Source organism: Micromonospora sp. R311, from assembly GCF_056780015.1.
Window position 1 is genome coordinate 1 of sequence record NZ_JBSWCE010000073.1, and the last position, 11,972, is coordinate 11,972.

At 68.5% G+C, this 11,972-nt stretch carries 13 protein-coding genes; 5 read left to right on the forward strand and 8 right to left on the reverse strand.

The genetic code is table 11. The annotated features are described in order from the left end of the window. Window positions 1–82 precede the first annotated feature (82 nt). The 3 genes from AC1WTP_RS33500 to AC1WTP_RS33510 form a co-directional block, all read right to left on the reverse strand. On the reverse strand, window positions 83–568 hold the full coding sequence (locus AC1WTP_RS33500) for a PRC-barrel domain-containing protein (protein WP_481653236.1): 486 nt from the start codon (window positions 566–568) through the stop codon (window positions 83–85). Between the two features lie 346 nt (window positions 569–914). After that, the gene (locus tag AC1WTP_RS33505) at window positions 915–1,934 is read right to left on the reverse strand and encodes a cytochrome d ubiquinol oxidase subunit II (RefSeq protein ID WP_481653237.1); all 1,020 of its coding nucleotides are present in this window, start codon (window positions 1,932–1,934) and stop codon (window positions 915–917) included. Further along, window positions 1,931–3,298 (reverse strand): cytochrome ubiquinol oxidase subunit I, encoded by a 1,368-nt coding sequence (locus AC1WTP_RS33510; RefSeq protein ID WP_481653238.1) that lies wholly within the window; start codon window positions 3,296–3,298, stop codon window positions 1,931–1,933. The genes AC1WTP_RS33505 and AC1WTP_RS33510 overlap by 4 nt, the downstream gene beginning before the upstream one ends. 251 nt (window positions 3,299–3,549) lie before the next feature. Here AC1WTP_RS33510 and AC1WTP_RS33515 point away from each other — a divergent pair, with 251 nt between their 5' ends. Then, window positions 3,550–4,485: a mechanosensitive ion channel family protein gene (locus AC1WTP_RS33515; protein WP_481653239.1), complete on the forward strand. Its 936-nt coding sequence runs from the start codon at window positions 3,550–3,552 to the stop codon at window positions 4,483–4,485. Window positions 4,486–4,833: 348 nt separating this feature from the next. Here AC1WTP_RS33515 and AC1WTP_RS33520 read toward each other — a convergent pair whose 3' ends face one another. The 5 genes from AC1WTP_RS33520 to AC1WTP_RS33540 all read right to left on the reverse strand — a co-directional run bounded on the left by AC1WTP_RS33520 (window position 4,834) and on the right by AC1WTP_RS33540 (window position 7,553). Then, window positions 4,834–5,268, reverse strand: a complete 435-nt coding sequence (locus AC1WTP_RS33520) for a ChaB family protein (RefSeq protein WP_481653240.1) — start codon at window positions 5,266–5,268, stop codon at window positions 4,834–4,836. Between the two features lie 100 nt (window positions 5,269–5,368). After that, entirely contained in the window at window positions 5,369–5,665 is a 297-nt protein-coding gene (locus AC1WTP_RS33525) for a hypothetical protein (protein ID WP_481653241.1), read from the reverse strand. Further along, entirely contained in the window at window positions 5,662–6,072 is a 411-nt protein-coding gene (locus AC1WTP_RS33530) for a DUF1622 domain-containing protein (protein WP_481653248.1), read from the reverse strand. Before AC1WTP_RS33530 ends, AC1WTP_RS33525 begins: the two co-directional genes overlap by 4 nt. A gap of 375 nt (window positions 6,073–6,447) precedes the next feature. Continuing rightward, window positions 6,448–6,819, reverse strand: a complete 372-nt coding sequence (locus AC1WTP_RS33535) for a nuclear transport factor 2 family protein (protein WP_481653242.1) — start codon at window positions 6,817–6,819, stop codon at window positions 6,448–6,450. 218 nt (window positions 6,820–7,037) lie between these two features. Next, window positions 7,038–7,553 carry a DUF421 domain-containing protein gene (locus tag AC1WTP_RS33540; protein ID WP_481653243.1) on the reverse strand — a complete coding sequence of 172 codons (516 nt, stop codon included), beginning with the start codon at window positions 7,551–7,553 and terminating at the stop codon, window positions 7,038–7,040. 213 nt (window positions 7,554–7,766) lie between these two features. Between AC1WTP_RS33540 and qcrC the strand changes: the two genes are divergently transcribed. From qcrC to AC1WTP_RS33560, 4 genes are all read left to right on the forward strand, one after another. Next, window positions 7,767–8,600: a cytochrome bc1 complex diheme cytochrome c subunit gene (gene qcrC / locus AC1WTP_RS33545; protein WP_481653244.1), complete on the forward strand. Its 834-nt coding sequence runs from the start codon at window positions 7,767–7,769 to the stop codon at window positions 8,598–8,600. Beyond that, window positions 8,597–9,685 carry a cytochrome bc1 complex Rieske iron-sulfur subunit gene (gene qcrA, locus AC1WTP_RS33550; RefSeq protein WP_481653245.1) on the forward strand — a complete coding sequence of 363 codons (1,089 nt, stop codon included), beginning with the start codon at window positions 8,597–8,599 and terminating at the stop codon, window positions 9,683–9,685. The genes qcrC and qcrA overlap by 4 nt, the downstream gene beginning before the upstream one ends. Before the next feature lie 292 nt (window positions 9,686–9,977). Next, a complete protein-coding gene (gene coxB / locus AC1WTP_RS33555) occupies window positions 9,978–10,640 on the forward strand; it encodes a cytochrome c oxidase subunit II (RefSeq protein WP_481653246.1) in 663 nt (220 codons plus the stop codon). Then, window positions 10,637–11,914, forward strand: a complete 1,278-nt coding sequence (locus tag AC1WTP_RS33560; protein ID WP_481653247.1) for a cbb3-type cytochrome c oxidase subunit I — start codon at window positions 10,637–10,639, stop codon at window positions 11,912–11,914. Before coxB ends, AC1WTP_RS33560 begins: the two co-directional genes overlap by 4 nt. Window positions 11,915–11,972: the final 58 nt, after the last annotated feature.

Below are 11,972 nucleotides of genomic sequence, written 5' to 3' on the forward strand. Positions count from 1 at the left end.
TACACGCGATGACCCACCCGGTCACCGCACCCCTGAAAACCAGCTAACCAACTCTCCATCAAACCCGGGGCTTGACAGGAATTCAGGTGTTGTGATCTCTCCGGCGTGTCTGCCCACAGTGACGAGGGCCTTCAACGGGCCCCCAGGGTGTTTCGGGTGGTCTGGGATCGGCGGGTCCGAGGCCGCCGGGTAGCGGGAACGGTGGGTTGCCGTTCTGACCGAAGCGGTCGGGGAAACGGTCGGAGTCGACAGTCCCGGGGTCGTACACCGCCTGCTCGCCCTGCCGCTGAGACAGGTTGATCCACACCTGGTCGCTGCCGACGCGGCTGATCGCTTCCACCGGGATGAAGACGGCACTGGAGCCGAGACCAAGAATGCCCCCGTGCCTCACCCGCAACAGTCGTACCTTCCGTTCGTGCAGGTCGATGATCAGGTCGTCAATTGTTCCCAGCTCGTTGCCGTGGTCGTCGAGGACCTGTCGGCCGCGCACGTCCTGTTCGCCGGGTGCGAGCGTCTGATCAATGTCGCTCAGCCTGGCCAGCAGGTGGTGGTCGCCCCAGGAGCCCATGTCGTCACCTTTTCGATCGTGTCTCTGCGCTTACCCGCCCAGTCCGATGGGAACCCCGGGCGGGCCGGCCGGGCGCCGGTGGCAATGGAGGCGCGGTCGACAAGATCGCAGTCCGTGCCGCTCATGTCGATCAGGATTCCGGCGACGTCGACTCCCGGTCGGCTGTCGTCGCAGCCCCCGCCCGGACCGTGGGCGAGCGCCGTGATGCCGCCCTGGTCGTCACCGCGGTGGATCTGGCCGCGGTCACCCGCGGCGGCTACGTCGCCGACGGGGTCTTCCACTCCCAGCGCGGCCGGAAGGACTGCTACAGCCGGCACCACCGGACGTGGATCTGCGACCCTGCCTGTCACGGACGTGGAGAGGTGTCGGCGCGTGCCTGAGAGCGTTGAAAGATGCCGAAGAGCCACAACAGCGAAGGCGCGAGCAGGAGGGCGCCGACGCCGAGGACGGCCAGCACGGTCACCAGCACCGTCCGGTCGCCAGCGGCTTCGCTGACGGTGAGATCGGGAGGCAGCAGGACGGGATACTGCGCAGCGCCCCAGGCCCACAGCACGGAGGCGACGGCGACGGCAGCGGTGACCCGTACCAGGCGGTATCGACCTCGGGCGATGAGCAACAGTGACACGACGCCAGCAACGAGGGAGAGCAGCACAAGAGGGAGCGCGTGGCCGCGAAGGTCGTCGAAGAGATCCGGTGCGTCAAGGGCCACCACCGCAAGTCCCGCCACCGCGCCTCCGCCCACCAGCACGCCGGTGCCCAACGCACGACGCCGGAACTGGGCGACCAGTTCCTCGTTGCCGGCGCGGCGTGCATCCTGAATGAGGTACACGGCGGCGAGGTATGCGCACACCCCAATCGCCAGCAGACCCGCGTAGCTGGAGGTCGGGTTCAGCCAGCTGCGCCAGATGTCGCCCTCGGCGATTCCGGGCGGGACCCTGCCGGAGGCCACCGCCCCGACGATGGAGCCCAGGAAGAACGGCGTTGCCAGCGAGGAGAGGGCGAAGGTGACACCGTACAGGCGCTGCTCGGCCAGGGAGTGGCTGGCCTTGCGGAAGGCGAAGGCGGCGCCGCGACCGATGATGCCCAACGCCGCCAGGGTGAGCGGAATGTAGAGGGTCGATGCGAAGGCGGCGAAGGCAGGAGGGAAGGTGGTCCAGAAAAGGGTGATGACGAGGATCAGCCAGACGTGGTTGGCCTCCCACACGGGACCGATGGAGTGGGCGATCAGTTCCCGTCGTGCGGCCCCGCGACGAGTGCCGCCAGCGAGGAGGTCCCAAATCCCGGCACCGAAGTCGGCACCGGCCAGCAGTGTGTACAGGGTCAGGCCGGTCAGCAGTACCCCGAGCAGGATGTCGGCGACGGTCATCGGCTGCTGTCCACCGGCTCCGGTACGCCCTCCTGGGGAGCCACTGGCTCCTCGCGGTGCCGTGCCATGCGCACGAGCACCAGGACGGTGGCCACGGTGAGCAGCAGGTAGACGCTCGCCACCAAGGCCAGGCCAACGGTCAGACCGGGCGCGGGATTGACCGCCGCAGCTGTGGGCAGAACCCCGTAGACGATCCAGGGCTGGCGGCCGACCTCGGTGACCACCCAGCCGGCCTCGACGGCGGTGGCGGCAGCGACCCCGGCGAGGGCGGCAGCTCGCAGGAACCACGGGGACCGGGGCGGCCCGCGCCGGCGCCACCACGCCAGCGCCCACCACGCCGACAGTCCCAACAGCCCGAACCCGATGGCCACCATGAGCTGAAAGGCCCACTTCACGATCGTCACCGGCGGTTCCAGGTCGTCAGGCACCTGATCCAAGCCCATCACTGTTGCGTCCGGGTCCCACTTGGCAAGCACCGACAGGGCGTTGGGCACCTCGACGGCGTAGCGCAGATCCCCGTCGACGTACACTCCGCCGAGCGACAACGGCGCTCCGGCTTGCGTCTCGGCCAGGCCTTCCATGGCGGCTAGCTTGGTGGGCTGGTACTCCGCGACGAAATGCGCGGCCCAGTCACCCACCACCACCTGCACCGGAGACAACGCGGCGGCGACGGTGAACGGGATGGCGAAGCCGAGGCGGTGATACCGGTCCCGTCGCCCTCGAAGCAGGGCAACGGCATAGATGCTCGCGATACCGAAACCGGTGACCATGAACGCGGCGACGATCATGTGCACCGTTTGCGGGGGAGTGGCGGGGTTGAACATCGCCTCCCACGGTCGCACGTTGGTGACCTCCCCCGAGACGATGTCGAAGCCGCGGGGTTGGTTCATCCAGGCGTTGGCGGACACGACGAAGAAGGCGGAGGCGACCCCCGCGACGCAGATCGGTATCCCGGAGAACAGGTGCACCCGGGGTGGCACCCGGTCCCAGGCGTAGAGGTAGACGCCAACGAAGATGGCCTCGATGAAGAAGGCGATGCCCTCCAACGCGAATGGTAGGCCGATCACGTCCCCGAACGGACCCATCAGCCCTGGCCACAGCAGCCCCATCTCGAAGGAGAGGATGGTCCCTGACACGGCACCGACAGCGAACAGGACTCCCATCGCCTTGGCCCACTGTCGGGCCAGCCTGGTGAACACCGCCTCGCCCGTACGTAGACCCCGCCACTCGGTGAACACGGTCACCGCGGGCATGCCGACCCCGAACGAAGCCACCACGATGTGCCAGCCCAGCGAAAGGGCCATCTGTACCCGCGCCGACAGCAGGTCCCCGGGAGTGGCGTCCTGGACCAGAAACTGGATCACTGCCGGATTCCCTCCGCTGCTTCGTCCCCACGTCTAACGGCTCGCCTCACGTTCAGCAACGTGTTCCGGTCCGCGGCACCGCGGTTTCTGCCACCGACGAGGAACCGCACCGACGCGACGGCGGGGTCAGGAGTTCTCCGCCAGCGGTCACTCCTGGGGCTGACCGCTGGCCGTTCCCAACCCGTACCGGGCCTGGCTGCCCTAGGTTCGGACGGGCGAACCACCGGCAGTGGTGACGGGGCGGCAGACAAATGGAGACGTTCCTCGACGCGGTCTGGGACACCAGCAGCGTGACCGGCCGGCTGGTGACCACCGCCGTCATGATCGCGGTGGCGATCCTGTTCGGGGTCGTCGCCGGTCGGCTGGCCGCCCGCCGGGCGGACGACACCCACACGCGCTACTACCTCCGCAAGGCGGTGCACTACGTCACCGTCGTGGTCCTGCTGATCGCCCTCGCCGTGCTGTGGCGCCCGTTCGCCGGCCGGATAGGCATCGTCGTCGGCCTGGTCGCCGCCGGCCTGGCCCTGGCCATGCAGGAGGTCATCGGGGCGTTCGCCGGTTGGGTGAGCATCCTGACCGGCCGCCAGTACCGCGTCGGCGACCGGATCCAGATGTGCGGGGTACGCGGCGACGTCCTGGACATCACCCCGCTGCGGACCCGGATCCTGGAGAGCGGATCGTCGACCGACCCGGAGTCCTGGATCCGCGGGAGGCAGTACACCGGCCGGGTGGTGTCGCTGTCCAACCGGTTCGTCTTCACCGCTCCCGTCTACAACAGCAGCACGGTGCTCGACCATCTGTGGGAGGAACTGACTCTGCCCATCCCGTACGACACCGACTGGCAGTTGGCCGAGCGCATCCTGCACGAGGAAGCCGAGTCGATCTCATCCACCGCCGAGGCGCGGCAGGCCATCGCCCAGATGCGACACCGCTATCCGGTCGCCGAAGCGGAGGTCGACCCGCGGGTGTTCATCCGTGCCACTCCCAACTGGGTGGAACTCACCGCCCGGTTCGTGGTGCCGGTCCGTGCGGCCCGGCAGGTCAAGGACCAGGTCACCCGAAGAGTCCTGCGCCGCCTCGCCGAGCATGGCCTCCGCGTCGCTTCCATCACCCAGGACATCACCGTCCGCACCCGAGCACCGACGGCGAGCACATTCGCCGACGAGCCCGACAACCGCCACACCTGACGCGATACCGTCACCCGCCGCGCTCCTTACCCTTCCCGCGAGGGGCTCGAGCGGCGACGGTGCCCGCGGAACGGCTGGCGCTTCCGCGGGCGACGGCTCGGCGGATGGCGAGCCCGCACCGGTGACCCTTCCCCTCCGCGCCCCGGCGCTCCGGGCCGACGGTCCCGCCCGCCCGTCCGCGCGGCGCCGAGGTCCCGGGTGGGTGCGGTCCCGCGGGACCGGCCGTGGCCGAAGGGAGCGCGCCCGGACGTGGCGCCGGGCGGGCTGGCAGGCTTCACCGCCGACACCGAACCGGCGAACCGCCCTTCGTGGCCCCTGGTGTCCGCCGACCACCATCGAGGAACCCGACTACTTGCGCCGGGCCTTGGCCGTGGCCCGTGCGTTGGCCTTCTCGATCTCCCGGACCAGGTCCCCCTTGTTGATGTTCTCCGGGTCCTTGATCCCCACCCGGCGGGCGACGTCGTCGAGGTGGCCCTTGCTGGCGTTCGCGTCGACGCCCTGCGCGGTGTCCCGCCGCTCTCGCACCGAACGCGGGGTTCCCTGCTCCGCCTGCGGATCGGAGGGACCCTTGTGTTCCTTGGGCTCCCAGTGGTCGCCCACCTTCTCGTGGGTGTGCTTCAACGACGCGAACGCGGTCCGGTGGGCGCGGGCGCCGTCACCGTAGCTCTCCTCCGCCGACTCAAGGGTCTTCTTGTACGTCCGTACCGCCTTGTCGTCCGAGCGCGCGATGGTGGACGGCACCTCGTCGCGCATCCGCTCGGCCTGTTCGTGTTTGTCCGCCATCAGGATCGCCTCCTCGAAACGGGGCGGCCCAGGTGGCCCGGCAGCCTCGGTCGCCGCTCCAGGCTGCATGCCCGCCCACGGGGGCGGTAACCCGGCGAGGCTACGTTCTGGTCGGCTCTTCCGGCTGCGCGGGGCCGTTCGTCCGCCGGGTCCCGTTCGTCGTGGTACGTGCCAGCGCCGCGGCGACCAGTTGCCGGATCGCGATGATCGCCGCCGCGCCGAGCAGGTGCTCCCACTCCGGCGGCTGGGCGAGCCGCAGCAGACCGGCCGCCAGCCACAGGTCGAGGGCGGCCCGCAAGGCCAGCACGCCGTTGCGGGACACCAGCAGGACGATCGCCGCCGACACGATGCCCGCTGCCACGCAGAGAAGCGAGGCGTACCCGAGCAGGGTGCTCACGCCAGGTGACCCCCTGACATCCGCGTCGGATCGACGTCTCGGGGGTGGCCGGCTTCGGCGAGCTCGCGGCGCTCCTGTCCGATTTCCCTGGCGAGGAAGAAGTTCAAGGCGGTGCGGATCGCCGCCACCGCGGCCAGTTCGGCGATCTCCCGCAGGGTGGGGGCGATTGCGGTGCGGAGGATGTCGGAGGCGAGCTGGAACTCCAGGCCGAGGGCCAAGAACCGCCCGAGAGCCAGCCGTACGGGCACGAATGCCCGGCTGCGCCGGTACCGCAGCCCGACGACGACGAAACGTCCGAGGGCCACCATAGCCCCGACGAAGATGATCAGAGCGCCGGCGGCCTCCACCACCCGCACCAGGAGGTCCACCGTCTCCGACAGCCACCGCTCACCGAGCATGTTCTCCACACCAACGTGTCGTGCCCACAACCGTCCTGGCATGTACGGCAACCTGATCGCGTCGCAGACAACGGAAAGTCGCGCCGGGGCGTTGAACGGCGCATCGCGGGGTTGGCCCAGGCGCCCCAGCCGGACGAGCGCCTCGAGGTCATTGTCACGCACGACGGCCGGACCGAGGTCGTCAACGACGAGCAGTGCAGGGAGCCGGTGGACGCTGCCGAGGTGGTACGCCGCTACCGGCAGCGGCGCAGCCGCGAGGTGATCGCCGGCGAGTTGACCGCTTCCGGCCAGCCGGAGTCGGCGGAGGGGCGCTCACGGCGATGGTGATGAACAGTTGAGGCAAAAAACCAGTAACCGCTGGGCGACCGGTCGATCGGCCGGCAGCTACGAGTCGGGATGCTTCTCCAGCGGCGAGACGGAGAAGTGGATGGTCTGCGCCACCAGCAGGCCATCGCGGACCAGGTACGAGTCCACGCCGTCGTGCAGGGCGGTGTCGCCGGCCGCGCACCGCCCCGACCAGACCAGCATCCCCACGTCGCCGCTGGTGAGCACCTGCCGGTAGCGGTAATCGCCGTCCGGGACGTAGCTGCGCAGGATGCTGGCGAGATAGCGCACCCCGTCGTGGCCGTGGTGCACCCCTTCGGCGGACAGCAGCCGCACCTCGGGGTGATAGTTGGCGCGCAGATCCCCCTCGAGATCGCCGTCCTTGCGGCAGCGGAGGTGATCGCGCAGCACCTCTTCCGTACTCCTGGGCATGGTTTGCGTCCCCTCGGCGACCGACCCGGTTGGTGCGCCGTTGGCCCGCCGGTCGGCGTCGACGCTGACTTCGATCGGCTCGGCGTAACCGCGGCCGTTCCCCGGAGCATGCCGCATGTGCCCCGCGGCTGCCACCCGGACCAGCAGCCGCCTCGTCCGGCGCCACCGCCTCCGCCGTATTGGTGGCGGACGGACGCGCAGCCGGAGCCGGTGCTCCGCTACCGTTCTTCGTCGAGCACGTCAGCGAGGCTGCTGCCGTCGCCGAGCCTGGCGCGGGTGATGACGCTGATGCTTCCGTCGGTCTCGAGCACCACCGCCGCGAGTTGGTCGAGGTCGCCGGCGCCTTGGCTGCGGGCGGCCTGCCAGATCTCGCTCTCCGCGACCCGGGTCCGGCGCAGGGTGGCCCTCCGTAGCCGCCCGTCACGCACCAGCATGGTCGGTCGTGCCTTGAGCAGACGCTGCGACGGCGGCCAGCGTACGGCGAGCAGGGCGGCCAGGTACTGCAGCCCGACCAGCACCACCAGGGCGAGGATCCCTTCGACCAGCGAGACGTCCCGCGACAGCAGAATCGTCGCCAAGGTCGAACCCAGCGCCACCGTGACCACGAAATCGAACGCGTTCAGCTTGGACAGGGTCCGCTTGCCGGACACTCGCAGGATCGCCACCAGCGCCGGATAGACGAGCACGGCGATGACGAGCAGGCGGAGCAGGTCGGCCGGGTCCTTCAGCACCATTTCCGGGAGGTACCCGGACACCGGGCCGGTAAGCGACGGCCGCTCCCGCCCGGCGCTTCGGTCGCACCGTAAGGGGTATCCGGCGCAGCTGCCAGGAGCATAGGCGCTCGCCGCGCTGCCGCGATGACCCTGCAGCCCTCTCGAAAACCCTATATCGTGGCAAACAGGTACGTCTCCGCTGTAGATGCGACCGCCAGCCAGACAGAGGACATCATGGCAGAGTACTCACCTCGCAGCGTCGCCCAGCCCTCCGGCGGCCAACGCCCCAGGTTGGGCCGCGCCCGTCGGCGGGCCGGTGCGGCCGTGCGGATGGTGGCGGCGCTGGTCCTCGCCGGTGGCGTGTACACGGTGTTCGCGCCGCAGGCGCGGGCGCAGGAGGAGCCGGGGATGAGCGCCGCCGCCCGGGAGGGCGAGGCGTTGTTCGAGGTCGGGTGCATCACCTGCCACGGTCGTAGTGCCGGCGGTGTGGAGGGGCGGGGGCCGAGCCTGATCAACGTCGGTGGGGCGTCGGTGGAGTTCCAGGTCGGCACCGGCCGGATGCCGCTGGCCCGCCAGGAGGCGCAGGCGCAGCGCAAGCCGCAGTTGTATACCGACGAGCAGGTGCGGCAGCTGGCGGCGTACATCGACTCGCTGGGGGTCGGCCCGGTGGTGCCGGACGACGTCGACGCCCTGGTGGCGGAGGCCGAGCTGGCCCGTGGTGGGGAGCTGTTCCGGATCAACTGCTCGCAGTGCCACGCGTTCGGTGGTGGTGGCGGCGCCCTTTCATCCGGCAAGTACGCGCCGAGCCTCTACCCGGCCAGCGACCGGATCATCTACGCCGCGATGCTCAGCGGCCCGCAGAACATGCCGGTGTTCGGTGACACCACGCTGACCCCGGAGCAGAAGGCCGACATCATCGCCTACATCCAGCAGGTCATCCAGTCCGACCACGACCCGGGCGGGTTCAACCTGGGCCGCTACGGCCCGTCCACCGAGGGTCTGACGGTCTTCCTGGTCGGCGTCGTCGCGCTGGTCTTCGCCAGCCTGTGGATCGCGGGCAAGTCGTGAGCGAGCACGGCGCCCAGCAGAGCCGCGAGCCGGTCGACGTCAACGACCGTTCGCTGTCGCGCTTCGACATCGTCCGGGAAGGCGCACGCCGCGACGACATCGAGATCGTTCACTACGAGCCGCAGGTCGTCGCCGGCTCGCGGGCTGAACGGCGGCTGGTGCGTACGGTCAATGCGCTGTTCCTGATCGCCGGCGTGAGCGCAACCGCCTTCCTGGCGGTCTACATCTGGTGGCCGTGGCGCTACCGGCTGCTCGCCGAGATCGAGGAGTACTACACGCCACTGCTCGGGGTGACCATGGGCGTCGCGTTGCTGGGCATCGGACTCGGCATCCTGGTCTGGGGCAAGAAGCTACTGCCCAAGGAGATATCCATCCAGGACCGCCACGAGGGCGCCGTCTCCCCCGACGAGCAACGCATCACCGGGCAGACCATGCTCTACATGGCCGACGAACTCGGCGTCAAACGCCGCCCGCTGCTCGGGGTTTCCCTGCTCGCCGGCCTCGTCCCGGTCGGCGCGATCGTCGCCGCACCACTGATCGGCGGCCTGATCCGCGACCCGCACACCGACCGGGAACTCTTCCAGACCGGCTTCGCGCCCGCCGACGAGCAGGGCGCCATCACCCGCATCCGGCTGGTACGCGAGGACGGACGTCCGGTCCGGCCCGCCGACCTGCTGCCCGGGGGGCAGGTGACCGTCTTCCCCGGCATCCCGCACGGGGTCAGTAACCAGCACGCCGACTCGGTCACCCTGCTCATCCACCTGAGAGCCGGGGATGCCCTCATCGCGCGGCGCAACAACAGGGACGCCGGCAAGATCGACTGGATGTGGGGCAACTACATCGCCTACTCCAAGATCTGCACCCACGCCGGCTGTCCCGCCAGCCTCTTCGAGCAGCAGACCAACCGGCTGCTCTGCCCCTGTCACCAGTCCCAGTTCCTCATCATCAACAACGCCGAACCCATCTTCGGGCCGGCCAACCGTCGCCTGCCCCAACTCCCCATCGAGGTCGACGACGAGGGCTTCTTCGTCGCCTCCTCCGACTACCAGGAACCGATCGGCCCCGACTTCTGGGAACGCCCCTGACCTGCGCAATGGCCGGGACCGGCCGGGGCGCGCCGTCGGTTCACCGGGTCGGGTGGGCGCAGCCGGGTGCTGACTCGTGAATGTTCGGGGGTGCCGCGAGGGCGTTGCCCTGCGCTGACATGGGTCGGTTCCACAGCCTCGGCTGAACCATGACAAAAACGGGCAAGCGCACTACCCGCTGACGTGGGACGTGGCAGGCTAGCCACGGCAACTCCTGCCGCCCAATGCCAGATCCTTGCATGACTGCGGCCTGCTGGCTGGGCAACCGGGTCGCCCGCGAGGACCGAAGCCGATGACTGCCAACCTGAACGCCAGGGGATCGATGATGATATTGGCGGTGGGACTTCTCGAGCCCCGGGGACCGGTCGCCGAAACGATCGCGAATCTGTGGTGGCTACTACTCGGGCTCGGTACCGCTGTGTTTGTCGTGTTCGCCGTGCTACTCGCCCGGGGTTTGTCCCGCTCCCCAGGGGAAGCCACGCCGGACCCACGCAAGCGCGTCGCCCGCTGGCTCGTCGGCGGCGGAGTGCTGATGCCGACAGTCGTGCTTGTCATCGTGTTCGCTGCGACCGTGTGGGCGATGCGCGTCATGCCGACTACCGCTTCCCGGGACGCACTCATCGTGGAGATCGTCGGACACCAGTGGTGGTATGAGGTTCACTATCCCGACGCGGACGTCACGACGACGAACGAACTGCATATCCCGGTCGGACGGCGCGTCGTCCTGAGGCTCACCTCTGCAGACGTCATCCACAGCTTCTGGGTGCCGGAACTTGGTGGGAAGATGGACATGCTGCCCGACGGCACGAACGCGCTGGTGCTGCAGGCGGACGAGCCGGGGGAGTACTACTCCCGCTGTGCGGAGTTCTGCGGTCTGCACCATGCGGATATGAAAATGCGCGTCATAGCCGAGCCGGCGGACCGATTCGCTGACTGGATGGCAGCGCAGCGATGAGTAGCGAGCAGGGGGAGCCACACCCTCAGCGGCCGACGCCGTCCGGAGCCGAGCCAACGACCGTCAACGAGCTTGACCGCCTCTGGGCTGACCCGCGGGGCCTACGCGGACAGCTCACCGGAGTCCAGAACGACAAAATCGGAACACGCCTTCTCCTGACCGGATTCTTCTTCGCGCTGCTCGGCGGGAGCTTCGATTCACTGGCGATGCGCTTGCAGCTTGCGGTGCCGGAGAACAAGCTCATCGGGCCGGAGCTCTACAATCAGCTGTTCACTAACCACGGCTCGGTGACGATGTTCCTTGTCATCCTGCCGATCTTCGAGGGCTTCGCGATCCTTCTCCTGCCCCCTCTGCTCGGTACGCGGGAGATGCCGTTCCCGCGTCTCGGTGCCTTCGCCTACTGGACGTTCCTCCTCGGCGGTCTCCTCTATTACAGCAGTACATTGTTCCAACTGGTCCCCGACGCGGGCTGGTTCGCCTACACCCCGCTGTCCGGGCCCGAGTTCTCACCGGGCCTCGCTATCGACTTCTGGGTCCTTGGGCTCGGTGTGGCGGAGGTAGGCGCGATCGCGGCCGCCATAGAGATCATCATCGGCGTGTTGAAGATGCGCGCACCTGGCATGACGCTGAGTCGAATGCCACTGTTCGCCTGGGCGTTGCTGGTGATGGCGTTCATGATCCTGTTCGCGTTCACGACGCTCATCGTGGGCAGCCTGCTGCTGGAACTCGACCGTGGTTTCGGAACCCAGTTCTTTGACCCGGAGCACGGGGGCAGTTCACTGCTCTGGCAGCACCTGTTCTGGATCTTCGGACACCCGGAGGTCTACATCCAGTTCGTCCCCGCAGTGGGCGTCATGGCGATGATTGTTCCGGTGTTCGTCAAGCACCGGCCGGTCGGCTACACCTGGTTCGTCGCATCGCTGGTGGCCGTCGGGTTCCTGTCGTTCGCCCTGTGGGCACACCACATGTTCACGGTCGGACTACCGCCGCTCGTTCTGAGCTTCTTCGCCGCCGCCAGCATGGCCATCTCAATTCCCGCCGGAGTGCAGGTCTTCTCCTGGCTCGCCACGATCTGGGCGGGTCGGCCGGTGTGGAAGACGCCGTTCCTCTTCTTCGTCGGCTTCCTGATCATCTTCGTCATCGGCGGTATCACCGGCGTCATGGTGGCATCCGTGCCGTTCGACCTGCAAGCACACGACTCGTACTTCGTTGTGGGCCACCTGCACTACGTTCTAATCGGCGGCGTGGTATTCCCTGTCAAGCCCCGGGTTTGATGGAGAGTTGGTTAGCTGGTTTTCAGGGGTGCGGTGACCGGGTGGGTCATCGCGTGTA